Origin of the sequence: Rhodococcus sp. YH3-3 (assembly GCF_001653035.1) — a bacterium.
Classification (GTDB): Bacteria; Actinomycetota; Actinomycetes; order Mycobacteriales; family Mycobacteriaceae; genus Rhodococcus_F; species Rhodococcus_F qingshengii.
This window is the reverse complement of record NZ_BCWH01000001.1, coordinates 1,307,391-1,332,196: the sequence shown is the minus strand read 5'-3', so window position 1 is coordinate 1,332,196 and position 24,806 is coordinate 1,307,391. Positions and strand designations below refer to the sequence as shown.

General features: G+C 60.7%; 23 protein-coding genes and 1 pseudogene. 18 read left to right on the top strand and 6 right to left on the bottom strand.

The window, feature by feature from the left end; translation table 11 throughout:
- Positions 1-75 precede the first annotated feature (75 nt).
- Genes echA20 through YH3_RS06245 form a run of 4 tightly spaced genes read left to right on the top strand, consistent with a single transcriptional unit; the run spans position 76 to position 3,578 of the window.
- On the top strand, positions 76-852 hold the full coding sequence (echA20, locus tag YH3_RS06260) for a (7aS)-7a-methyl-1,5-dioxo-2,3,5,6,7,7a-hexahydro-1H-indene-carboxyl-CoA hydrolase (protein WP_003945611.1): 777 nt from the start codon (positions 76-78) through the stop codon (positions 850-852).
- Positions 853-859: 7 nt separating this feature from the next.
- On the top strand, positions 860-1,768 hold the full coding sequence (ipdA, locus tag YH3_RS06255) for a cholesterol ring-cleaving hydrolase subunit IpdA (RefSeq protein WP_003945662.1): 909 nt from the start codon (positions 860-862) through the stop codon (positions 1,766-1,768).
- On the top strand, positions 1,765-2,520 hold the full coding sequence (locus tag YH3_RS06250; RefSeq protein ID WP_003945796.1) for a CoA-transferase subunit beta: 756 nt from the start codon (positions 1,765-1,767) through the stop codon (positions 2,518-2,520). The genes ipdA and YH3_RS06250 overlap by 4 nt, the downstream gene beginning before the upstream one ends.
- A complete protein-coding gene (locus tag YH3_RS06245) occupies positions 2,517-3,578 on the top strand; it encodes a nitronate monooxygenase family protein (protein ID WP_064443127.1) in 1,062 nt (353 codons plus the stop codon). Before YH3_RS06250 ends, YH3_RS06245 begins: the two co-directional genes overlap by 4 nt.
- A 78-nt stretch (positions 3,579-3,656) precedes the next feature.
- Here YH3_RS06245 and YH3_RS06240 read toward each other — a convergent pair whose 3' ends face one another.
- A complete protein-coding gene (locus YH3_RS06240) occupies positions 3,657-4,376 on the bottom strand; it encodes an IclR family transcriptional regulator (protein WP_050655743.1) in 720 nt (239 codons plus the stop codon).
- A gap of 250 nt (positions 4,377-4,626) precedes the next feature.
- On the opposite strand from YH3_RS06240, the gene YH3_RS06235 reads away from it, so the two are divergent.
- On the top strand, positions 4,627-5,391 hold the full coding sequence (locus tag YH3_RS06235) for an SDR family NAD(P)-dependent oxidoreductase (RefSeq protein ID WP_007734247.1): 765 nt from the start codon (positions 4,627-4,629) through the stop codon (positions 5,389-5,391).
- Between the two features lie 83 nt (positions 5,392-5,474).
- Positions 5,475-6,629, top strand: a complete 1,155-nt coding sequence (locus tag YH3_RS06230) for a Rieske 2Fe-2S domain-containing protein (RefSeq protein WP_042449476.1) — start codon at positions 5,475-5,477, stop codon at positions 6,627-6,629.
- 245 nt (positions 6,630-6,874) lie between these two features.
- Here the strand turns inward: YH3_RS06230 and YH3_RS06225 are convergent, their stop codons facing one another.
- Positions 6,875-8,080, bottom strand: coding sequence for a winged helix-turn-helix domain-containing protein (locus tag YH3_RS06225; protein WP_064443126.1), 1,206 nt, complete (start codon positions 8,078-8,080; stop codon positions 6,875-6,877).
- Positions 8,081-8,114: 34 nt separating this feature from the next.
- A complete protein-coding gene (locus YH3_RS06220) occupies positions 8,115-9,374 on the bottom strand; it encodes a TetR/AcrR family transcriptional regulator (RefSeq protein WP_007734242.1) in 1,260 nt (419 codons plus the stop codon).
- 541 nt (positions 9,375-9,915) lie between these two features.
- On the opposite strand from YH3_RS06220, the gene YH3_RS06215 reads away from it, so the two are divergent.
- The 11 genes and pseudogenes from YH3_RS06215 to YH3_RS06165 all read left to right on the top strand — a co-directional run.
- Positions 9,916-10,725 carry an ABC transporter permease gene (locus YH3_RS06215; protein WP_003945485.1) on the top strand — a complete coding sequence of 270 codons (810 nt, stop codon included), beginning with the start codon at positions 9,916-9,918 and terminating at the stop codon, positions 10,723-10,725.
- Positions 10,725-11,582 carry an ABC transporter permease gene (locus YH3_RS06210; RefSeq protein WP_003945491.1) on the top strand — a complete coding sequence of 286 codons (858 nt, stop codon included), beginning with the start codon at positions 10,725-10,727 and terminating at the stop codon, positions 11,580-11,582. Before YH3_RS06215 ends, YH3_RS06210 begins: the two co-directional genes overlap by 1 nt.
- Positions 11,583-11,585: 3 nt before the next feature.
- On the top strand, positions 11,586-12,809 hold the full coding sequence (locus tag YH3_RS06205; RefSeq protein WP_064443125.1) for an MCE family protein: 1,224 nt from the start codon (positions 11,586-11,588) through the stop codon (positions 12,807-12,809).
- Positions 12,806-13,837: an MCE family protein gene (locus YH3_RS06200; protein WP_064443124.1), complete on the top strand. Its 1,032-nt coding sequence runs from the start codon at positions 12,806-12,808 to the stop codon at positions 13,835-13,837. Before YH3_RS06205 ends, YH3_RS06200 begins: the two co-directional genes overlap by 4 nt.
- Positions 13,837-14,892, top strand: a complete 1,056-nt coding sequence (locus YH3_RS06195) for an MCE family protein (protein ID WP_064443477.1) — start codon at positions 13,837-13,839, stop codon at positions 14,890-14,892. Before YH3_RS06200 ends, YH3_RS06195 begins: the two co-directional genes overlap by 1 nt.
- Complete coding sequence (locus YH3_RS06190) at positions 14,889-15,986, top strand: MCE family protein (protein ID WP_003945762.1); 1,098 nt, start codon at positions 14,889-14,891, stop codon at positions 15,984-15,986. Before YH3_RS06195 ends, YH3_RS06190 begins: the two co-directional genes overlap by 4 nt.
- A gap of 32 nt (positions 15,987-16,018) precedes the next feature.
- A complete protein-coding gene (locus YH3_RS06185; RefSeq protein WP_238592527.1) occupies positions 16,019-17,047 on the top strand; it encodes an MCE family protein in 1,029 nt (342 codons plus the stop codon).
- Entirely contained in the window at positions 17,044-18,264 is a 1,221-nt protein-coding gene (locus tag YH3_RS06180; RefSeq protein WP_064075633.1) for an MlaD family protein, read from the top strand. Before YH3_RS06185 ends, YH3_RS06180 begins: the two co-directional genes overlap by 4 nt.
- The gene (locus tag YH3_RS06175; protein ID WP_054827261.1) at positions 18,251-18,808 is read left to right on the top strand and encodes a hypothetical protein; all 558 of its coding nucleotides are present in this window, start codon (positions 18,251-18,253) and stop codon (positions 18,806-18,808) included. The genes YH3_RS06180 and YH3_RS06175 overlap by 14 nt, the downstream gene beginning before the upstream one ends.
- Before the next feature lie 24 nt (positions 18,809-18,832).
- Positions 18,833-19,738, top strand: coding sequence for an oxygenase MpaB family protein (locus YH3_RS06170; RefSeq protein ID WP_064443123.1), 906 nt, complete (start codon positions 18,833-18,835; stop codon positions 19,736-19,738).
- Positions 19,739-20,222: 484 nt separating this feature from the next.
- A pseudogene (locus YH3_RS06165) lies at positions 20,223-20,549 on the top strand (transglycosylase family protein); the annotation flags it as partial.
- A 369-nt stretch (positions 20,550-20,918) separates the two neighbouring features.
- On the opposite strand, the gene YH3_RS06160 reads toward YH3_RS06165, so the two are convergent.
- A complete protein-coding gene (locus YH3_RS06160) occupies positions 20,919-21,410 on the bottom strand; it encodes an NUDIX domain-containing protein (protein ID WP_082845696.1) in 492 nt (163 codons plus the stop codon).
- A 101-nt stretch (positions 21,411-21,511) separates the two neighbouring features.
- Complete coding sequence (locus YH3_RS06155; protein WP_154100282.1) at positions 21,512-22,099, bottom strand: hypothetical protein; 588 nt, start codon at positions 22,097-22,099, stop codon at positions 21,512-21,514.
- An 89-nt stretch (positions 22,100-22,188) separates the two neighbouring features.
- Here YH3_RS06155 and YH3_RS06150 point away from each other — a divergent pair, with 89 nt between their 5' ends.
- Entirely contained in the window at positions 22,189-23,145 is a 957-nt protein-coding gene (locus YH3_RS06150; protein WP_058227638.1) for an SMI1/KNR4 family protein, read from the top strand.
- A gap of 235 nt (positions 23,146-23,380) precedes the next feature.
- Here the strand turns inward: YH3_RS06150 and YH3_RS06145 are convergent, their stop codons facing one another.
- The gene (locus YH3_RS06145; RefSeq protein WP_058227639.1) at positions 23,381-24,802 is read right to left on the bottom strand and encodes an alpha/beta hydrolase; all 1,422 of its coding nucleotides are present in this window, start codon (positions 24,800-24,802) and stop codon (positions 23,381-23,383) included.
- Positions 24,803-24,806 lie beyond the last annotated feature (4 nt).

Sequence of the window (24,806 nt, the reverse complement as noted above, 5' to 3'; positions counted from 1 at the left end):
GCTTGTCGGCTCCGCTTGTGTGCTAACTTACCAAGCAATCGCTTGGTTTGGTACACAGACGTAAGGAATCCCGATATGGGCATCAGCACCTCCTCCGACGGAACCGGCATCACCACGGTCACCATCGACTACGCGCCGGTCAATGCAATCCCGTCCAAGGGATGGTTCGAGCTTGCCGACGCCATCCTCGACGCGGGCAAGGATCTCAACACTCACGTAGTGATCCTGCGAGCCGAGGGACGCGGATTCAACGCCGGCGTCGACATCAAGGAGATGCAGGCCACCGAGGGATTCGACGCGCTGGTCGCCGCCAACCGCGGTTGCGCCGCGGCCTTCGCGGCCGTCTACGACTGTGCTGTACCCGTCGTCGTGGCCGTCAACGGATTCTGTGTCGGCGGCGGCATCGGACTCGTCGGCAACGCGGACGTGATCGTCGCTTCCGACGACGCGATCTTCTCCCTCCCCGAGGTCGACCGCGGCGCACTCGGCGCTGCCACACACCTCTCGAGGCTGGTGCCACAGCACATGATGCGCACGCTCTACTACACCGCACAGAGCGTCGACGCACACACACTCAAGCAGTTCGGCAGCGTCTACGACGTGGTCCCGCGCGAGAAGCTCGACGAGTGCGCTCGCGAGATCGCCGCGAAGATCGCCGCCAAGGACACCCGCATCATCCGGTGCGCCAAGGAAGCCATCAACGGCATCGACCCGGTGGACGTCAAGGGCAGCTACCGCCTCGAGCAGGGCTACACCTTCGAACTCAACCTCCTCGGCGTGTCCGACGAACACCGCGACGAGTTCGTCGCCACCGGCAAGCCGCGCGAGAACGCAACCCAGAAGGAAGGCTGAGACAAACATGGCTAGCAAGCGTGACAAGACGAAGTCGCTCGACGAGGTAGTCGGCGAACTCCGCAGCGGAATGACGATCGGCTTGGGCGGCTGGGGATCTCGCCGCAAGCCGATGGCCTTCGTGCGTGCGATTCTGCGTTCGGACATCAAGGACCTGACCGTGGTCACCTACGGCGGACCGGATCTCGGACTGCTGTGCTCGGCCGGCAAGGTCAAGAAGGCGTACTACGGTTTCGTGTCCCTCGACTCCGCGCCGTTCTACGACCCGTGGTTTGCCAAGGCACGCACCGCCGGTGAGATCGAAGTCCGCGAGATGGACGAGGGCATGGTCAAGTGTGGCCTCGAAGCAGCTGCCGCTCGCCTTCCCTTCCTCCCGATCCGCGCCGGCCTGGGTTCGGACGTCCGCAACTTCTGGGGCGACGAACTCAAGACCGTCACCTCCCCGTACCCCGAGGCCGACGGCCGCTCCGAGACCTTGATCGCGATGCCTGCGCTCAACCTCGATGCGTCGTTCGTTCATCTCAATCTCGGTGACAAGCACGGCAATGCCGCGTACAACGGCGTCGACCCGTACTTCGACGACCTGTACTGCATGGCGGCCGAAAAGCGTTACGTCTCCGTCGAACGCATCGTCGAGACCGAGGAACTGGTCAAATCCGTTCCACTGCAGAACCTTCTGCTCAACCGCATGATGGTCGACGCCGTCGTCGAGGCACCCAATGGTGCGCACTTCACGTTGGCCGGCGAAAGCTACGGCCGCGACGAGAAGTTCCAGCGTCACTACGCCGAGTCCGCCAAGACCCCCGAGTCGTGGCAGGCGTTCGTCGACACCTTCCTCTCCGGCAGCGAAGAGGACTACCAAGCCGCAGTAAAGAAGTTTGCCGATTCATCAAAGGCAGGGGAGCAGGCAAAATGAGCGAATCCACCGTCACCCGCGCAGAGTACGTTGTTCTCGCTTGCGCTGAAATCTTCTCCGGTGCAGGCGAAATCATGGCCAGCCCGATGTCGACGTCGTCCACCATCGGCGCTCGCCTGGCTCGACTCACCACCGAGCCCGACCTGCTGATCACCGATGGTGAAGCCCTCATTCTCGAGGACACTCCGGCCGTCGGAACGAAGGGCCCCGTCGAAGGATGGATGCCGTTCCGCAAGGTGTTCGACGTCGTCGCTTCCGGCCGCCGTCACGTAGTCATGGGCGCCAATCAGCTCGATCGCCACGGCAACCAGAACCTCTCCGCCTTCGGCCCGCTTCAGCAGCCGACGCGTCAGATGTTCGGTGTGCGCGGCGCCCCGGGTAACACCATCAACCACGCGACGAGCTACTTCGTCCCCAAGCACTCCAAGCGAGTGTTCGTCGACAAGGTCGACGTGGTGTGCGGTGTCGGCTACGACCAGATCGATCCCGAGAATCCGGCTTACAAGTACCTGAACATCCCCCGCGTCGTCACCAACCTCGGTGTCTTCGACTTCGGCGGACCAGGAAACACCTTCCGCGCGTTGAGCCTTCACCCCGGCGTCACCGCCGAAGAGGTAGCCGAGAACACCTCGTTCGAGGTTGCCGGACTCGCCGAGGCCGGTATCACCCGTGACCCCACCGCCGAAGAACTTCACCTCATCCGCGAAACCCTCGATCCGCGCAACCTCCGGGACCGTGAGGTCTCGGCATGACCCCCACCCTGAAGACCGCGCTGACCGAACTGGTCGGTGTCGAGTACCCGATCGTGCAGACGGGTATGGGCTGGGTTTCCGGTCCCGCTCTCACGTCGGCAACGGCTAACGCCGGTGGTCTCGGCATCCTGGCTTCGGCCACGATGACGTACGACGAGCTCGAGTACGCGATCAAGAAGACGAAGCAGCTCACGGACAAGCCGTTCGGCGTCAACATGCGTGCCGACGCCACTGACGCCCCGCAACGCGCGGATCTGCTGATCCGTGAAGGCGTCAAGGTCGCGTCGTTTGCGTTGGCTCCCAAGAAGGAACTGATCGCCAAGCTCAAGGACCACGGCATCGTCGTCGTGCCCTCGATCGGTGCCGCGAAGCACGCGGTCAAGGTTGCATCCTGGGGCGCGGACGCCGTCATCGTCCAGGGCGGCGAAGGTGGTGGCCATACCGGCGGTGTGGCCACGACATTGCTTCTCCCCTCGGTTCTCGACGCGGTCGATATTCCGGTCATCGCCGGTGGCGGATTCTTCGACGGCCGCGGGCTGGCTGCCGCATTGGCGTACGGCGCTGCCGGTGTCGCAATGGGAACGCGATTCCTTCTCACCAGCGACTCTTCGGTTCCCGATTCCGTCAAGCAGGAGTATCTCAAGCGCGGACTGACGGATACAACAGTCTCCCGCAAGGTCGACGGCATGCCTCATCGTGTGCTCAACACCGACCTGGTCAACAGCCTCGAAGGTTCCAGCTATGCAACCGGTTTGATAGCCGCGGCCAAGAATGCCACGAAGTTCAAGGCCATGACGGGCATGAAGTGGTCGACCCTCGCCAAGGACGGTCTCGCGATGAAGCGGTCGGGTGACCGCACGCTGATGCAGATCATCATGGCAGCCAACACACCGATGTTGCTCAAGGCCGGACTGGTCGAGGGCAATACGGAAGCCGGCGTGCTTGCCTCGGGTCAGGTTGTCGGAATGATCAACGATCTGCCCAGCTGCAAGGAACTGATCGAGAACATCATGGAGGACGCGGCCAAGCGTATCGACGCGCTTGCGGCTCTTCGCTGACGCAGATTCATCCGAGTGCGTCTCCCCCACTGCGCTTTACGCGGAGTCGGAGGAGGCGCGCTCTTTGCGTTTGTCGGACTATCCCGTCTTCTCCTGCTCGAACCCGTCGATCATTCCGAAATACTGCGAGATCGCTGCTGCCGCCATCTGTACGGGAGCGGCGTTCCTCTTGTCTATCGTGCCGCGAATCAAGGGCCCACAAATCGAGAGACCTACTGGCATGTGGTCGAGCACCCCGATTCGCGCGCCGATACAGCCCATCCCGGAATTGCAGATTCCGAACGCAACTGCGTGTTGGCGAACGCCATTGGCGTTGTGCGACGATGCCACCGATCTGTTGCCGGCGCTCAACAGTGACTTCCCGATGGTCGACGCTTGCGCTGGGATACGTGAGCCGACGCGAGTCTGAAGGTCGGGGACCATCAGGCTCCCGATCTTCTGGATGTAGCGCACATGGTTTCCTTCCAACACCCCGAGGTGCACGGCGTGTCCAGTCACGAAATGTAATTGCTGAAGTAGGGGCGTAACCACTCGATCCACTTTGTTTCGATACAGCGAGAGCGCGCCCAGATCTCCTAGCTTGTCGCCTATCTCGTACTCGAGTCCTTCGCGGCGTAGCCAGTTCATCCTCACGAGTTTCAGTAGCATCCGGTGCACGGACGATCGCGGAATCCCGGTTCGGCGCGCCACCTCCCCCAATGTCAGCCGAGGCGCGTCACGAAAGCAGTCCACCACCACCGACAGTCTGTCGAGAGTTGACATGGGGATGGACTCTTCGGTGATCGGTCCGATCAACATCGATGTCTCCGTTCCGGTGGCCCGCCGCTTCGGCAGCCAACATTCGTTCCGCCCATCTGAGCTTCCGTGGACACACGACGCCAGTACGTTTCCCACGCAGCGGGAGATGCATCTGCATGGGCTCTCACCAGCACCTATACCGATGATCGGTCATGTTCGTTGAGCCCGAATCCATCCCTCGTCACAGTGATGACCGGAGCCCATCAGATCATGCGGCGCCGAGCAGAACGCTTCAAAATCAGGAGGACACATGAATGCTTCATCCCCGTCGACAGGCGTGATCATCACCGGCGGCGCATCCGGAATCGGATTGGCCTCCGCCCGCGCGCTCGCGGCGATCCGACGACCAGTCGCTCTCTGGGATATCGACGAGGCAAAAGCGGTCGATCAGGCAGCCGTGATCTCCTCCGAATTCGGCATCGACGCCATCGGAGTGGGAATCGATCTCACGAGAGCGGACGACTACGCGGCCGCATTGGCCACAACCCGTTCCTCACTTCCCTCCATCGGCGGACTTGTTCACTCCGCCGGGGTCGTCGATATCGGATCCCTCGAAGGAGTGACGCTCGACGTGTGGGAGACGGGTATCAACACCCATCTACGTCCGCTCATCCTGTTGGTTCAACAGTTGATGCCTGATTTCACGGCCAATCCCGGTTCGGCAATAGTCGGAATCGCTTCGATCAACGCAACTTTGGGCAATGCAATCAACCCTGTCTACTCCGCTGCAAAGGGTGGGATGTTGTCGATGGTCCGATCGCTGGCGGACCGACTGGGCCCGGACGGCATTCGGATCAACTGCGTCTCTCCCGGACAGATTCTGACCCCTCTGCTTCAGCCGACCGTAGACGCATTGGGTGACGGGGCATTCGAACGACGCATCCTCCTCGGCAGGCTCGGTCGCCCGGAGGAAATCGCACACGCTGTCCGCTTCCTGCTGTCCGACGAAGCAAGTTACATCACCGCAACGGAATTGGTTGTCGACGGCGGCAACATCTCGTCGCAGCGTATGTGACTTGCCCAAAGATTTACCCCCCTTCGACTGTCGTACAACGTCGCTCGGTCCAGCCCACCGGGTGCACTCACGAAAGGAAGAACATGACAATTGCGGATGTCAATGAATCGGAAGAGGTTCGCATCATCGACCAGGGAGAACCTCCCACTCGATTTGCCCGCGGATGGCACTGCCTCGGCCTCGCCAAGGACTACAGCGACGGGAACCCGCATTCCGTCGAAGCTTTCGGTACCAAACTGGTCGTCTTCTCCGACTCGCATGGCGAACTGAAGATCCTCGACGCGTACTGCCGTCACATGGGCGGCGACCTGAGTCAGGGCACGGTCAAGGGCGATTCGATCGCGTGCCCCTTCCACGACTGGAGGTGGGGAGGCAACGGTAAGTGCACCGCGATTCCCTATGCTCGACGTGTCCCCCCGCTTGCCAAGACCCGCGCTTGGACTGCGCTCGAACAAGACGGGCTGCTCTTCGTCTGGCACGACCCCGAAGGCAATCCGCCTCCTGCCGAAGTCGCCATACCGATCATCAAGTCTGCGGAGCACGAGTGGACCGATTGGGTCTGGAAGTCGATAGTCATCGATACGAACTGCCGAGAAATCGTCGACAACGTCGTTGACATGGCGCACTTCTTCTACGTGCACTTCTCGTTCCCCACCTATTTCAAGAACGTCTTCGAAGGACACGTCGCCATCCAGGAGCAGAGCGGCATCAACCGCGACGACATCGTGACCTGGACCGACCCCGACGTACCGAAGTTGGTGTCGAATCTTTCGACAGCGGCCTACCACGGACCGTCGTTCATGATCGACGACTTGCGCTACGTCTACGAGAACTTCACGACCGATTCGGTGCTGATCAACTGCCACTACCCGGTGAGCCCGAACAAATTCGTACTCATGTACGGCATTACCGTCCAGAAGTCCGCAGAGATGCCCGCCGAGTTCGCCGATCAACTTGTCGACGCGATGATCGGATACATCGGTGTCGGGTTCGAGCAGGACATCGAGATCTGGAAGAACAAGACCCGCATCGACAATCCGCTGCTCTGCACCGAGGACGGTCCGGTATACCAACTGAGGCGGTGGTATGAACAGTTCTACGTGGACGTCGCCGACGTCACGCCCGAGATGGTCGACCGTTTCGAATTCGAGATGGACACAAGCAAACCCATCGAAGTGTGGAAGCAGGAAGTCGCTGACAACATCGCACGCAGGGCCGCCGCAGGAGTAGGGCAATGACCATGGAACCGCTGGACTGCGAGCGGTGCGGAACATACGTCCTCGTGGAGAAGAACAGCTGGCATCACACGTCGACCCAGTGGCGATCAGATTCGCGCACGGCATGTTTGGAGTACCGCGACGATGCTGAACCGCCGAGAATTCGATCCGGAAGTTGTTCCGCATTGAGAAATTCCATCAATCAGGCAGCTACCGACGGACGCATAACAGTTCCCGAATGACAATCGTCCTCGCGACCTTAAGGCTCACGTCATAGCGGCGGCCAACTGCTGAGACAACGTACCTTTGTTCTCCACCTCGACGGTGTCGCAGACCTGCCAACGCGCAGTTCTCCGAAGGAGTTCCGCCAACCGCGGCGCAGTGTCGGCGTCCGCGGTGGGTTCGGCCCACGCCGCGCGGACAAGCAGTCGACGGTTCTGACGGTCGTTCTTCAGATCGACTCGGGCGCAGATCTTGTCGTCGAACAACACCGGGAGCACGTAGTATCCGTGAACTCGCTTGTGCGCCGGAGTGTAGATCTCGATCCGGTAGTGAAAGTCGAAGAGCCGCAACGCTCGATCGCGTGCCCACACTACCGGGTCGAAGGGTGACAACAGCGCATCCGCACGGATGGACCTGGGACGCTTCGCTCGCGGATCGATCCACACCTCCCTTGCCTTGCCTCGACGCTCCCAGCCGTCGACGGACACCCGGCGCACGCTGCCGGCGTCTTCGAGTTCCTGCAATGCCGTTCGTGCTTCTGCGCTGGGCAGACGAAAGTAGTCGGCGATGTCGTCGAGGGTGCCGAGACCGTGTGCCTTCACACCCCGCAGCACCAGTTCGCGTATCGCCTCCGACCGCTCGACGTGTGCGTCGAGTATCTCGGGTGCAAGCATCTGCTCGGCCAGGCCGTAACGACGCTCGAAACCGGCGCGCCCCGCCGAGACCACCTCGCCCCAACGGAACAGCGTCTCCAGCCCGACCTTCACGTCGGACCACCCCCACCACGGACCGCGCCGTGTGTTCGCCTCGTGTTCGATCTCGCTCGCCGCCATCGGACCGTTGTCGCGCAACTCCTGCCGCAACCAATCGAGGAAGACACTCCGATCGGAAGCCCACCCGTCCTTGTCACTCAACGCTTTGGCGCGAAACTGGTCCATCCGCCAACGGAACAACGGCCACATGTCCACCGGCAAGAACGTTGCTTCGTGGCCCCAGTATTCGAGGTATCCCGAACCGGGGGCGAAGGCAAGCTGATCGAGTCTGGATTTGTCGTATGCGCCCAATCGCGCATAAACGGGTAGGTAGTGACTGCGTTCGAAGACATTGACCGAGTCGATCTGCAGCACCTGCAGCCGGTCCATCACGCCGACCAGATTGCGACGCGTCACCGTCGTGGGATGCGATTTGCCGAATCCCTGAGCGGCAAGCGCTATGCGACGGGCAGCTGCCAGTGACACGACTTCGCTCATAGTGGGCCAGACTACGCACACTCACCGACACGCTTCAGGCGGCCGAAGCCCGACGGCCGAACAGTACTGCCGACATGAACACCTGCAACATGGCCGCGTTCTCTGCGGCAGCGTCGAACTTCATCATGCGGCCGACATCCGGGACCAGGTTGAGCGCAGCGTGAACTACGAACTTCGCCTCTACTGCCGACAGCTCAGGACGAATCTCGCCGAGCACTCGCGCCCATTCGACCACGTAAAGCTTCTGGCGATTCTTCAGATCGCTTCGATGACTCGGCAGAAGGTTGTTCATCTCGGAGAAGTAGACCGACATCAATTCGTGCTGTGCAAACGACAACTCCACGTACATCGCCGACAGTGACCGGAGCACTTGTTCGTGCGAAGTCGCGGAGTCGAAGACCGCTGCCGTCGCCAAGTCCAAGCGATCTGCAGCTCGATAGAACACGGCGCCGAGAAGCTCTGCCTTGCTGGGAAAGTAGCGGTACATACCGGATGCGTTCAAGCCGGCGGCCGCGGCGATCTCTTCGATGCTGACGTCGTGATACCCGCGAGAGTCGAAGAGGCGCACGGCTTCCTGCAAGAGACGTTCACGTTTGTTCGTGGTCACGGTTCGAGGTAACGAGGACTGCTCCAAGCGGCTAGCGGTGATTGCACCCTCACCTTGATCTATCGCCAGACACGCGTCGAGCAGAACCTTCTCCATCGCTCGCTGGGGCAGCAACAGGTTATGGACGGTGATACTGCCGATGACGCTGAACATCGCTGCCACGACAAGGGTCTCGTCCCTCGCCGTCATCGCGGGTTCGGAACGCGAAAGATACCGGGCTACTCGGCGATTGACCGTACTGGCTTGCGCTCGAACGGATTTCCGATCATCGGTGTCGAGAAACCGGCTCTCCCAACGATAGATTCCGGCCGTACGCCGATTGCGGATCGTCGTTCGTATCACTGCAATCAGATCTTCGCGCAACCGCTGCGCATCGGTTGCCGCAGGCGCAACCGAAACGGCATCGAGGGCACTGGCGAGCGCTCCGGTCAACTCCAGTGCCGCGTGGCGGAACATCGCGTACTTGTTCGGAAAGTGCCGATAGAGCGCCGAACCCGAAATACCGACCGCCGACGCGATGTCGTCGACACTGACAGCAGGATATCCGCGCTCACTGAACGCGATTGCCGCTGCAGCCGCGATCTGCGCCTTGCGGTCCTTTGGTCGCCTCTTGACGGAGTCGGACCTCGGCTGCCGAACAATCCCATTCGACGTCTGCGCGTCGACGAACTGATCGTTCAGGCTCACCGTGTACCCCACTCTCCAGCCCTCACGCACAAAGCACTTCGATCCGCCTGCTCATCAGACGAGAATCAGCATAAGCATGATTCTGAAAACTCGTACACCGATTTCAGCACATCGCGCGTCTAGAGTTTCATACATGCAGGTAACGCTGCCTTTGATCAGAACACACCACTCACCCTTCGCCACCTCCCCCGTTGCTTCCACCGAGAATCTTCGTTAACAAAACGTTGCCTGTGGCCACCAGCAGTGGGTAGGGTCACCGCTCGAAGCATCCAGCCCGCATCCACGAAGCAATCCGACTGACAGATTCGGAATATTCGTAAACATACACAGGATGTCGATATGAACAGTTCCGATATCTCCACGTCAATGAAGGAAACTCGGTCAACAGGGCTGACAGTTCGACGAGAATTTCGGTTCACATAATGCTTGCTTGGACACATATATGTGTGAGATGCTTCACAGGCAGTTCGCTCGACCGCCAGCGCTCGAACAGTTCGAACTCCGTGCCGAACACTGTTGATCTGCAAAGGAATTCAATTAGATGACGTACGAGCTGCCAGCCGCGAAGGGCCCGGTGCGAGACGTAGCGTTACAGGGGGGCTATCTGATCGGATTCTCGGTTCAGGCACTCTTCGGCCTGTTCACGGCAATCCTGCGCAGACGACTCTCATTGCACGAGACGGTTACTCAGACCCTGTTCATCGGTCGCGTCAGCACCGGCCCGTCGCTGCTTCTCATGATTCCGATCGGTGTATTCATCGCCGTCTCGGTCGGTGAACTGGCCGGCCGGATCGGAGCCGGTGGATATTCCGGAGCTGTCGTAGCTTTCATCATCGTCGGTCAGGCCGCGGCGCTGGTGTGCGCGTTGATGATGGCCGGTGTCGCAGGATCGGCGATCTGCACGGATTTGGGTTCACGAAAGATCCGGGAAGAGATCGACGCGATGGAAGTGATGGGCATCGACGTGATCGAGCGCCTCGTCGCACCGAGATTGGTTGCGGCAGTGATCGTCTCCCTTGCACTGTGTTCGATGGTCACCTTCGGCGGTGTGATCGCGTGCTACCTGTACCACATCTACGTCCAGCATCTTCCGGCCGGAACGTTCATGGCAACGTTCAGTCAGTACGGGCGATCTTCCGACTTCGTCATGGCTTTGGTGAAGGCTGCGGTCTTCGGCATCGCTTCGACTTTGGTCGCCACCTTCAAAGGTCTACATGCAAAAGGTGGCCCACGCGGCGTTGCCGACGCAGTCAACGAAGCCGTGGTCATCGCGTTCGCGCTCGTCTTCATCGTGAACACAGTGTTGTCCGCGCTCTACACCGTAATCGTCCCGGCAGTCGGTGAATTCTGATGTCGCTCGTCGATCTCCGTGTTCGAGCACGTCAAGCGAGCAGACCCCTGCGAACCGCGGGCGACGGCCTCGTCTCCCTCGGTCAGCACGTCACTTTCTACGTCCGCACTATCGCATCGATCCCCTTTGCGCTCACCAAGTACCGCAAGCATGTACTCGGTCAGATCAGCGAGGTCAGCTTCGGCACGAACTCCTTGTTGTCCGGCGGCGGCACCATCGGGATCGTCTTCGCGATGTCGCTGGCCGCGGCGATGATGTTGGGCGTCGAGACCCACCGGGGCCTCGAGCTTGTCGGGATGACCTCGCTCTCCGGCATGCTGTCCGCGGTTGCCAACACCCGTGAACTGGCCCCTGTTGTCGTCGCGATCGCGTTGGCCGCCAAGGTCGGAACGGGTTTCACCGCCCAGATCGGGGCCATGCGTATCTCCGACGAAATCGACGCGCTGGACTCGATGGCGATCCGATCGATCCCCTTCCTCGCGGGTACCCGGGTGATCGCTGCCATGATCTGTGTCATCCCGATCTACATGATCGGACTCCTGGCCAGTTACCTCTCGACCCGACTGGTCGTCGTGTTCTTCAACGGCGCATCGGCAGGTACTTACGACTACTTCTTCCATCTGGCGATCTCTCCGCAGGATCTCCTGTACTCGGGTCTCAAGGCCGTGGTGTTCGCCGCTGTTGTCGCGCTGGTTCATTGCGCTTACGGCTACTACGCATCGGGCGGTCCGGCCGGCGTCGGGCAAGCGGCCGGGCGCGCGCTCCGGACTGCGATCCTCGCGATCGGAATCCTCGACGTACTGATGACTTTCGCGCTGTGGGGCCTCGTGCCCCAGATCCCGGGAATGGGGGTCTGAGCCGTGGACAGACTCACTACACGCACGAAGATCGTGTACGCCCTTCGCGGCGCGATCGCCATAGTCGTAGCCGTCGCCGCCGCCGTGACAATGGTTCTACGCGGTTCGGGAAATCTCGAGCAGAGCACCGACATCTTCGTCGCTGTTCCAGCCACAGCCGGTCTCATCAGCGGTGAAGCTCCGGTTCGGTACCACGGCGTCAACGTCGGCCGAATCGGCGAAATCGAATCAGGAACCGCCGAATCCGTTGTGCAGTTGCAGATTCAGACCGATGACGCGTCGAAGATTCCCGCTGACGTGGTGGCTCGCGTTGTTCCACGCACGTTCTTCGGCGACATCTACATTCAGCTCGTGGACAGTCCGAATGAGCAGGGCCAGACGACTCTGGCGGACGGAGACGAGATCCACATGGACGACGGTCCCGAAGCCGTTGCGCTCTACGACGTGTACACCAAGTTGGTGGGCGTCCTCACTGCGATGCAGCCCGAGAAGTTGCAGACAGCCCTGACTGCGCTGGGCCAGGCGCTCGACGGAAACGGAGCCGAGATCGGTACCACGATAGACAATCTCAGTGCCGCGTCCGGCGTACTGACACCCGCCGCACACCAATTCCTCGAATCGACACCCGAATTCAAGTCGGTCGTCGACGCGTTGGACCGTGCGACCCCCGACATTCTCGATACCTTGGCAGCCGCCACAACCGTCTCGAACGACATGGTCGCCAACAGAGCGAATCTCGAGTCCTCGATCGGCGCGGCCGCAGTCTTCGCCGCTACCGTCGACGATTTTGTCGGGGCGAACAACCGAAACATCATCACTGTGATCGATTCCGCCGGAAAGATACTCGCAACCACCGCGGCCAATCCCGGAGGACTGCGTTCCACCCTCGCCAATGCCAGTACGTTCGGCGCCGCGGGCGCTCGAGTCTTCGCCACCGGAAAGTTCGACATCACAGCAGTTGCCACGTTCGCCGAACCGCTCCCATACACGGGTGATGATTGCCCGCAGTATGGTGACTCGCGCGGAGCACAGTGTTCGGGCTCCAACCTGACGCCTGAACAACCCGTCAGTGCCCCGGTCGTGGGCGGCGTAGCCGAAGCGGCCCCCCTGCGGTACCTCGAAGATCAACTACTGGGCGGATCGCCGGAACCCTCGGATACCCCCAACCCGGCAACAACACTGATGTTGGGGCCGATGGTCAGAGGTAACGAGGTGACCGTCCCGTGAAGGTCCGTCCTGGCCAGGTAATTCGGTTGTCACTCTTCTGTCTCACCGGCGTCGCCTGCGCGTCGTTCGTGGCGAACACGTTGTCGGTCCCGGTTCGCGGAAGCACCGATTCGTACTCGTTCGAGTTCACCGACGTCGAAGGACTCAACCCGGGCAACCCGGTCACCATGTCGGGTGTGCGTATCGGCCGCGTGGACTCGGTTGCGTTCGCCGACAACGGAGGCGGGACGAGCAAGGCGATCGTCGACGTCGAAATCGAGTCGCGATATTCCCTCGAGTCGGATGTCCGTGCCGCCGTGCGCTACGGCGACATGCTCGGTGCTCGATATCTGGCACTGACGCAGGACGACAGCGCAACAACGGTATCCGCACGACAGCTCGAACCAGGTGACACGATACCGCTGGCGCAGACAACACCGCCGATCAACTTGACGGCCCTGATGAACGGGTTCAAACCGTTGTTCGCCGCGCTGCAGCCCGAGCAGGTCAACACGCTCACGCGAAGTTTTGTCGAAACCTTCAACGGCCAGGGCCAGGCAATGACCACCCTGCTCGACCAGATCGCGACCATGAGTTCCGGCCTGGTCGACCGTCAGGACGTCTTCGCGCAACTACTCACGAACATGAACACTCTTCTCACCTCCGTCGACGAGCGTCAACCCGAATTAGTCGGTCTGTTGGACGGTTTGAACGATCTGAGTACTTCCGTCGTCGGGCAGAACGATCAACTGGTCTCGCTCTTGGATCAGGGAAACCGCACTGTCTCGTCGTTGGCTCAGATCATGGCCGGGTCGAACGGCGCATTCGGTCAGACCGTGCAACAACTCGAAAGTGTCACCGGGAGTTGGATTGCGAGCACCTACGAGTTCAACAGACTTCTCGTCAACCTTCCCCAGTTCGCCGACGCCGCCAACCGGATCGGAAGTTACGGAAGTTTCATCAGCCTGTATCTGTGCAATTTCACTCTGAAGGCAGGCGACATGGAAGCCAACATCTTCGGTCCGACACACTCGCCGGTGTGCTCATGATGTTCCTGGTCAAGCTGATCGACGTGTTCGTCGGCATCATGCTCTTCCTGTTCAAAGGGGATCGCCGTCGCAGCGGTAGCGGCACCGCTCTCGCCCTGGGCAGTCTCGGAATCTTCGTTCTGGTGGTGGGGCTCGGCGCCGCCTTGGGCATTCCGAAGCTCTGGTACAACGTACGCACGTCGGCATACACAGCGGAGTTGGCCAATGCCAGCGGGCTTTCCGACACCGATCCGGTTTACGTGGCCGGGGTTCCCGCGGGCCGAGTGGATTCGATCGACCTTGCCGGCGACCACGTCGTCGTCAACTTCCGCTTGGACAAGGACCAGCCTTTGGGAAACCAGAGCACGGCGACGGTCAGGCTCAAGACGGTCCTCGGCAAGCGCTACCTGGAGATCGTGCCGGCCGGAGTGGTCGACGACTCCGAGGCGCGGGTCATCCCGCTCTCCCGCACAACCGTGCCGTACAGCCTCGACGACGTCAGCAGTGATGCCACCACTGCGGCAACAGGCGTCGACCTACAGGCGATGGAGTCCATGATGAACACCCTTTCGCAGGTGATTCCCACTGATTCCGATCAGGTGGGCCGGGCTCTGGCCGGAATCAGCGGCGCCTCGGCGGCTTTCGCGCAGAACAGTGAACAGATCGACCAGATTCTCATCACGTCTCGTGAGCTGTCGGACATGGCTGCGGCACAAACCGATTCGATCGTCGGTACTGCGGCCAATGCTCAGACGATCGTTCGAACTCTTGCGATGCGCAAGGACGCACTGACTCAGCTGGTCGACAACCTGACAATCATCATCTCGAAGCTCTCCACCACTTTCGTCGATCGTCAGGACGAGTTCGGAGCCATGACCGACAACCTCGTCGCGGTCACCACCACGCTGAAGAACAACGCAGATCAGATCGACCTGCTGTTGACTCGTCTTCCTTCCGCGCTGCGTTCGGTCACCGATTCAACCGGCACCGGCAATTGGACCGACGTCAACGCGCCGGCGGCCGTGATCCCGGACAATCTGCTCTGCGCGCTCGGCATCATGGAGGGCTGCAAGTGAATACACGAAAAGCCGTCACGGCCATGCTGGTAGTGACCTTGGCGATCGCCCTGCCCGGTTGGTACATATTCGGACGAACAGATCAGTCCAAGACCGTCTACGCCGATTTCAGCTACGTCGGCGGAATCTACGAGGGAAGCAAGGTCACCGTCCTCGGAGTCGGCGTCGGGACGGTCACGTCGGTGGAACCTCGCGGAACTTCTGTTCGAGTAGCGATGTCGATGCCCGACTCCGTGGACCTGCCCGCCGACGCCTCGGCCTATGTCCTCAATCCATCGGTGATCAGCGATCGACACATCGAACTCGGCCCGGCGTACACCGGCGGAGAGACACTGAAAGACGGCGACCAGATTCCGATCGAACGTGCCCACTCCCCCATAGATTTCGACGGCTTGATGGGAAGCGTCAGCACTTTGGCCGACGCATTTGCCGGGGATGGGGGCAATCTCGGCGATCTCGTGAGCCGCGGCGCCGCCGGGTGGCAGGGCCAGGGCGATCAATTCAACACCGCAATTCGCAACCTCAGCACGGCAACCGGAGTTGTCGGCGCTCGGTCGGAAGACATCGGTGCCCTTGTCGACAATCTCAACACTTTGATGAATGCTCTGGACGCACGGCAGGTCAGCCTCGACGAACTTGTCGGCGACCTCGGCGTCCTGGGTGATCAATGGGCGAGCCAGAACATGGACATCTCACAGCCTCTGCAGGATCTGCAGGTGGTCTTCGACCAGTTGAACAGTTTCATGACAACTCACGGCGATGATGTCGGTGCCATAGCCGACAACGTGCGAGTTCTCGGTGACACTCTGGCTGCCAAAGAACCCGGCCTCGCCGAGTTCATGGACCTGGTGCCGTTGATGATGCAGAACCTCTCCCAGACAATCGGTCCTGATCAGCGCGGGCGCATTCGGCTCAACGTCTCGACTGCATTGACTCAGTTCGCGGTGGCGAAACCGCTGTGCGACACCTACAAGTTGCCGATCTGCACCGGAGCCGGGTTCACGAATCCGATTTCCTTCCCCCTCAGCACTTCTGATCCGCTCGGCATCGCCTCCGCGATTTCCGGCGGAGCCGTCCCCGGAGGTGGCAATTGACGCGGCAATCGATTCGAATAATCGCCGGTATCGTGATCATCGGTGTGGGTTCTGCGGCCGTGTTCGCCTTCGGCGGCTGTAGCGCAGGCATTCAAGACCTACCCCTGGGTCGTTCGGCCGACGGTGACGCGTACAACGTGGCGCTGCAGCTGGCCGGCGCCGACGGCCTGGTGTTGGGAGCAGACGTCCGCAGCGGCCAGAAAGTCATCGGTCGAGTATCCGCGCTGTCAGCCGATGTCGTCGGAGCCGATGTGACTCTGAGTCTGGACGCCGCGACGCCATTGCCCGACAACGTCGAAGCTTCCGTCGAACTCCCGTCCGCACTTGGCAATCCGTTCATCAGACTCTTGGTGCCGGAAGTTCCGTCCGGCTCCACGCTCAGCGACGGAGACACAATTCCGGAGTCTCGCACCGAGATCGGTCCGCAGGTCGAAAGTGCGCTTGCCACCCTCGGCACGGTTCTGACCGGAAGCGGCATCGACCAACTCGATACCGTGGTGCGCGAGCTGAACACCGCGTTTTCCGGGCGCTCCGGTGAAGTTCGTTCTCTGACCGAGACCCTCACCTCGCTCATGGCAGAGGCAAGCAGTCACCGCAGCGAGTTCGACGAGGCCGTCGACCTCGCTGCCCGGGTCTCCTCCCAACTGGCCGGCCAACGCGTAGTTGTCGACAACTACCTCGATTCCGTTCCACAGGTGGTGTCGATTCTCGTGGGACAGAAGGATCAGATTGCGAGCCTGTTGAACTCGACCGTTCAGCTCGCCACCAACGCAAACACCATTCTCGACTCGTCTCCCAACGGCCTCGACGCGATGCTGCACGATGCGTCGACCGTTGTCGGGACTCTGGATTCGTTCAACTCGGAGATCGGCCAGACGCTGACGAACATGAACGGGTTGCTCGAAAACTTCACCGGTGCAGTGCAGGGTGACTACCTCGTTTTCGACGGCGCCCTGGATATTCCGGGAACGATCGACAAGCTCTGGAGCGGCGGTATGGCCGGTCAATCGATCGCACCAGCGGGAACTCTCACCGATCTACTTCAGGGAGGTCCGCGTTGAGTCGCCTTGCGCTTGTTCAACTTGTCCTGTTCGCTCTGATCGCTGCTGTGGTCATCCCTTTCGGGATCGTCTACGTGGTCGGCCCTCAGGGTTTCGGGGGTCAAATCCGGCTGCACGCCAACATGTCCGACGCCTTCGGACTGACCAAGGGCACGGTCGTCACGTATCGCGGCGTACAGGTGGGGAAAGTGAGTGAAGTCGAACTCGACGCAGGCACCCGCACGGCTCGGGTGGAACTCTCACTCAACGACAACACCGAGATACCTACCGACAGCGTCGCCAAGGTGACGATGGGGACCGCAGCCGGAATTCAGAATGTCGACATCTACCCCAACACAGACCACGGCCCGTATCTTAGGGACGGCGACGAGATCGCCATGCCCGCGGATCAGCAACCGGTCCAGATGAGCCAGTTGATGCTTCAGGCGTCCGGTGTCTTGGAAGGGATTGATCCACAAGCGATCAGCGACATCGGGACCGAGCTGGGGAATTCGTTCAACGGGCTCGGCCCGAGCTTGGCGACGATGATCGACAACGGTGGGACCATGTCGGCGCAGTTGAACGACCAGTCGGCCGAACTCGCTGCGCTGCTGTCGCGAACCTCCACGTTGGTGGACTCCATGGCGACACAATCGGATTCGTTCGTCCGGGGAATGGCAGCTGCCAAGAACTTCACCGAACAACTCGAATCCAACGCGCCGGTGCTGATCTACCTCACCGATCATTCGCCCGCCGCCCTGAACAGCGCTCAACAGTTGTTCGACAAGTACCACAACACTTTCGGAGCGGTCCTGGCCAATCTCGTCACTGTCGCACCGATCATCTCCGACCGCACAGAGGCCCTGGAAACCGGACTTGTCACGATTCCTGAAGGTCTCGCCAAACTGGCATCCATCGTCAAAGGCGATCGCGCCGACTTTGCCTTGGTTGCGACCCAGGGGCCGGTCTGCAACTACGACACCCCTCGGCGTGAGGTCGGCGATCTGTCTCCCACCAGTCCGAGTCTGGCGATGTACTGTCCCCCCGCCGACGACCTCGTCCAACGCGGAGCACAGAATGCTCCGCGTCCGAACGACCTCGGTTTGCAGAACTCGATCGTCCCGGGCACTCCGATCGGACCGCCCGTCGTCGCAGATCCGATTCTCGTCCCGACCGGAGTCGACGCCCTGAACTACTGGAGATTGATGTTGGAAGGACTGGGAAATGGCACACGGTGACAACGCACTACTCGACGAGACAGAAGCCGAGGTGGCCGAACATCCGACTTCTCCGTCGCTACTTCACCGCCTGAAGGAGCCACGCAACGCACTGATCTCACTAATGGCGGTAGCGCTGGTCGCAGCATTGGCGGTGCTCGGATTCCAGATGTACTCGGCGAATCAGGAAGACACGCTGCGGCAGGAGGCTTTGGACACCGCGCGGGATTACTCGACCATCATGTCCTCCTTCGACTATCAGAACCTCGATGCCAACAAAGACAGCATTGCCTCGATGTCGACCGACGAGTTTGCCGGCACCTACCGAACAATGGTCGATTCACTTCGCGAAGTCGTTGCCGGGGGCCAAGGCCAGGCGAGCGCGACGGCGACAGACGTCGGTATCGAATCGCTGGACAATTCGTCGGCCAAGGTGCTCGTGTTCGTCGACCAACAAGCCAAGAATGTCGCAGCGCCAGAGGGAAACACACAGAAGTACCGCATGGTCGTGTCCCTGGTCCGCTCGGGCGACCGGTGGCTCGTGAGCAACGTCGAGACCAAGTAACTCACCACACGCGGAGGAAGATCCATGCCCACTCACTACCTGGATTCGGAAAAGTCCGAGTCGTCGCTTCGCACCGATCAGACACGCATCACCATCACGGCCGAGCGTAGACGGTGGGCACGTAAGCCCGCACACATCACCGACGCACTCGATTTCTGGTCGTTCGCCGGAGCCGCTGCCAACGTCATCCTGCAACTCGGTTGGCCCGAGGTGGCGTACGGCGTCATGGAGAGCAAGGTCGAATCGGGTGCTCTGACAGCGCATCCGTGGAAGCGTGCACGAACCACGACGCAGTACCTGACGGTCGCGATCCTGGGTGACGAGGAAGAGCGAAAGGCTTACCGCGAGGCCGTGAACTCGGTGCACCGACATGTGAAGTCGGATTCAAACAGCCCGGTCAAGTACAACGCCTTCAATCGCGAACTCCAATTATGGGTTGCTGCATGCCTGTTCATCGGTTTCGAAGACAGTCTTCAGTTGCTGCACGGCAAGATGTCCGAAGAACAGGCGGAGTCGTTCTACAAGTCCGCGTCAACTTTGGGAACGACGCTGCAGGTCACCGAAGAGATGTGGCCGGCCACACGTGCCGACTTCGAGCGCTACTGGAACCTCGGTTGCGAACGCGTCGTCATCGACGAACGCACCAAGCAGTACCTGATCGACTTGGTCAACCTACAGATGATCGCGTGGCCGATACGCCTGGTGTTCCGAAACTTGTTGCGGTTCCTGACGGTCGGATTCCTTCCACCGATCTACCGCGACCAACTCGATCTCGAGTGGACCGAAGACGACCGCCGCCGGTTCGAACACCTCTTCATTTTCGTGTCGTTCGTCAACAGGTTCATCCCACGCTCCGTTCGTCAGGCCGGCAACACCATTCAGATGCGCGACATTCGCCGCCGGATCAAGGCGAGCAAGAATCTCGTCTGAGCCAGCGGCGCGTTATTCGTTGTCAATTCTGCTGCCCTACAGGTAAATCGGGCCGGTCGGTCGACAACAGATCACGGCTAGACATGGGTTCCAGCACGACTGAAAACCGGGTCGAAAAGCCGACAAACCGGGCTGATCGAGTGTCACATTCGCCGCATATCGACGCCGCCGAGGCACGTTTCAGGTGACTTGCATCACATTTCATCTCGTTTATGTAACGCCGGGAGAGGTGGCATATCGCCATGCGACCTGGGAAAACACTCTTTGATGCATTTCTGTTGCACAAACATGTGTCGACACGCCGACCCGTGACCAATCCGTAATCATCTCTTATGGTTGGTGACAGCCCGATCAACCGGGCATTACCGAATCGCCACCGCCCGTCCCACCCCGCGGTTCGGACTCGACAACATTCCTAGTGGTGGGAGCGGAGCTGAGACGGTCACCGTCCTCCGTCGGCGGGACTCGAGAGGATTTACCAAAAATGACCAAGACCACCGTTACCCGTGCACTTGCCTCTGTCGCCGCAGCCGGAGCCCTCGCAGCCGGAGCCCTCGGATTGAGCGCAGGCACCGCATCCGCAGCCACCCACGACTGGTCGGGTGTCGCAGAATGCGAATCTTCGGGCAACTGGGCCGCGAACACCGGAAACGGCTACTACGGCGGACTCCAGTTCAGCCAGAGCACGTGGGAGGCCTACGGCGGAGCGGGCAGCGCCGCCAACGCCAGCCAGGCAGAACAGGTCCGCGTTGCTGAAAACGTCCTTGCCGGTCAGGGCGCCGGCGCGTGGCCGGTGTGCGGACAGTACCTCCGCTGACCCCAGTTCGAGTAGTGCGTCACTGCCCGGTGTTCGTCGAGAATTTCGACGAACACCGGGCAGTGTTGTATACCGATACCTATTTCCCACCACCACTACTGTTGAAAGATGTTACAGCGGTGCGTGATCCGTCGGGATGCCGCGGAGCGAGCGAGGTATATCGACTCGCCTTCCGATCCCCCATCATCCCTCGAAGAGCCATCCACAATTTTTGGGCCGTCCTTGCCAACCGGTTGTGAGAACTGACCGGCGCAGCCGTAGAAGCGTACGGGATGGGGTCCTTACGCACGTAGTGCTCCATAACCCCAGCGTAGCCGTGTTTCGATGCCGAAATGTTCGTTTTCAATCGCTACCTCGCATCCCTCACGGCGACCGAACAAATCGATCCGGCGCACTCGATGGCCCATCCTTGACCAGGCGTGCAAACCGGTCGGGTAAATCGCGTGGCCCGAACACTTCTCGACCACTGTGTGACAAGAGGCGGTCAACGCTCCACCACTCGGAGTGCTCGACCAGCTCGGCGGCCAGCGCTTCGCGCCCCAACGACCCACAGGGCTCGAATACGGTCGCCACCGGCACGAGGAAGTAGTCGTTGATCGCACCGCCCCAACCCGGCAATATCGCCGGGTCACGGATCTCCTCATGCCACACATGGGTGGCTGCGCCGTAGTCGCGCAAGCCGATCTCCTCGTCCAATTCGCGCGCGAGCGCCTCGGACGGGGTTTCGTCTCCTTCCAAGCCTCCGCCCGGAGGACACCAGACCGTCAGCCCACCCCCGGGCGCGATGAGTCGGTAAAGCAGAAGACGGGACTGGTCGTCAACGACCAACCCCCTGGCCGAATGCCTCAGACGCATGAGTGCCACTGTAAACCCGGCTCGCGCCCTGGAACGGTGGATGTGCAGTGCTCACATCAGTATTCAATCACCGTCACGCTCCACGCTCGTAAGTCGTGAGCCTAGGGCAAATCCCAACTCAACCAGCCCTGGTCGACACTCGGAATCCAACCGCCGCATGGCTGTCCGTGCTCCAACGCAAAAACGACGTCCTCCAATAGCGCGGCGACGGAGGGCCAGGTTGTCCCTTGGTCGGCGCTGTCTCCGAGGAATTCGCGTACACATCCGCTTGCTTGACCGGTCCGCGTATCGACGAACAAGAGATCGCCCCGAATGTTGGCAGCTATGGGAATGTATGCCGCCAAGAAGGTGTCAGCCACCGTTCCCGCTGGCTGATCAGGCAAAGCGATGCCACCGGCGGCTGTTGTCGTCTCTCCCCACTCTGTCGTCATCGATTCCCACACAGACGCGACACGATCCAAAGGCAACGGTTGAAACTCCGGAAATATCAGGGCCGAGTGCCCTCCGTCGGGGTTTCCGTTCTGCAAACCGAACCACGTCCGTAGCTCGGCCGGCCACGTCCTGCCCGTAAATGTTTCCACGGATTTCAGGACGTCCACTGGCGCGGGCGGGTCGATAGCGGCAGCCGTTACCGGGGCTTCCCGCTGACACCAACCGTTGAGTCTGCGCCAGTGCTCTTCAACGCTCATGAATGCACGCTATCCCGGCCTCACGGATCCATGACATCTGACGGCCGCGTTCGATCTCGCAGCGGGATTTCTGTCGATAGATTCGAACCATGACTCTTACCGACGCATGGCTCGCCTTCATGGAGGTACTCCGCGACCGTGCACCGGTCACCGCCGCTGCGGTACGTCCGCCTCGGACTCGGTCCGATCGGGAAACCGCCGAACGCGTCACTAATCCATGGCCGGAGGACCTACGCGAGTTCTTCGCCCTGCATGACGGCCAACCCTTCCGCTCCGACGACAACCAGTTCGTCGGCGAAGCCCTACCAGGAGTGGAACTGCTTTCACTCGACCATGTGGTTTCCACGCACAGACGTTGCCGTGAACAATTGCATCCTATCGACTACCTCGGACCCGACTGGCCCATCACCGTTCGAGCACAACACGCAGGTGAAACTGCAGAGATGTTCCTCCCTACCTACATTCCGTTCGCCGAGGACGGAGCCGGTGATTTTCTCTATGTCGATACCCGAGGTGGCCTACACCACGGCTGCATCCGCTATTTCGCCGCCGAAGCCGCCGACGAAGGCGGCTCCCTTTTCGGCTCTCTGGCCGACTACGTGGATTCGGTTCGTCGAAGTATCGAGTCAGGATCCGAGCACTCGTACTTGATGCCGACAGTCACTGACGGCGTGCTGGTCTGGGACGTCGACTTTTCGGATCAGCCGATCCCACATCCCCAGCCGAGCCCGATACCGCTGCACCTGCCGTTTCCGCTGAAGGACTTTCAGCCTTCGCTGGTCAATTCAGATGACGACCTCATCGACCTCGACGCCGTCCGCAAATCTGTCCTCGACACTGCGCAGTCCCTCCACCCCGGTTCGCATGTGCAGGGCGGCGAGGCGATATTTCCGCAGGTCCCGCGCCAGCGCGGGGTGACCGTGAACTCCTACGTCCAGATAGACGGAGTGCCCAGATTTTACCTGACGATCGTCACGGGAGTCGAGAACAACGTCATCGTCTACGAAATGCCTCCAGGAGGATTCGAATTCATAGTCGACGACTGACTTCTCTTGGTAAGTAAGGAGATTCCATGTCAGCGAGACTTTGCTGAGTTGACCTAAATGATCGGCACTTGTCCCCCGTTGTTGCGCCCATTTGATCCAGGCGCGCCGTTCCGGGTCGTCAGGGGACGCCTAAAGTACGGCGAGCGACGCCGATGTGGTCGGGGTCGGGGTATCGGACAGATCTCTATACACGAAATAGTTCCAGTCGATTCATGCGGTCGCTCAGGTGGCACGATCAATCAATAACAGCACGCTCCGGCAGTCCGGCAACCACAACCGCGAGGTTGTATCCCGACATCCGCAGTTCTCCGTTGTCCCCTGTCCTCGCGTACTCCGCATGCCCGAACGCCCGCTCGTGTTTCACTCCATCCGGGGTGATCCCCTCGGCCGTGGACAACCGATGGAACTCGGTGCGCGTCGGATCGCCACCGAAACGGCCGAACCCCGCGATACTGTCGCCTTCCGCTTTCATGACGTAGACGTGCCGGTCGGCGATACCAAGGTCCGACTCCACCTTGGCTCGCACCCCGGGTGAACCGTAGAACACCACGTCGTCGACCGCTGCGCTTGCCCCGCGTTGCAGCGCAAGAGAAGTCGCGAGGGATCCGTAGGAGTGGCCCAACGCGGTGATATGGACTCCGTCGTTGACCGACGCGGCACGAAGACCGTGAAAGAAGCTACCCAATGCGTCGGCGGCTATGCCGGCCTTGGACGATCGACTGACGTCGAAGCTGGCCCGACCGATGTCGAACTTTCCCGGCCCGATCACCTGTGGCGCGTCGTATCCGATCCAGGCGATGGTGGCCACGCTTTCCTTTCGGCCGGCCAGTTCGAGTTGCCGCATCGCCTCGGCTCGTAATCGCGTTGCCTCGCCGACCATTCCGCGCATCGAGTCCTTGACGTTGGTGTTCAGTCCGGGAATCGTCACGGAGATGTGATCCGCTGTGTCCGGATCACCGATCGCAATTGCAGCGAAGCCGCGTTCGCCCGAGCGCATGTCCATGAGCAGTAACCGTCGATCAGGTTCGGCGCGAAACAACTCGTCGAGCGCGTCCAGATCCTCGAGTTTGCGTTCGGCGTACCACTGGCCCGCCCCGGTGTTACTCAGTCTGCCGCCGAAGAACTCGCGGTGAAGTTCTTGCGAGATTCGGACTGAATCATCTTGCAGCCGTGCTCGTTCCGATTGAATTCGATCGAGGTTGGCCGGGCTGCGAATCGCAGCAGGAATGCCGTCGAGGTTGGCGATCAGGCCTGGTGCATGACGCAACATCTGACGCTGCCGATCAGGGCTGAACGCTCGCCACTCCTCCCCCACACGCACAGCTTTGTCACGGAGGTCGGTGCCGACCTGAGACCGCAGAGACAACGCATGATGAAGATCCGCGCTGACCAGCAGTGCCTCACCGATCAGTTCTCGAACTGCGACCTCGAGCAACTGGGCGTGCACGTGGAGCGGGTGACCGTCGGCGATGGGCGCAACAGCAGAGACGGTCCCATCCTGACGAATATGCAAGTCGTCGGCGACGGCCTCTTTGCGCAGCGTATCCAGCCGTCGACGGATGTCGCGAACGCGGTGAGCGACCAGAACGCCTTCCAACCCAGCAGACAGTTGATCCAAGGCTTCGACGTCCCATACGTCGATATCTGTGAGATCCACTCGG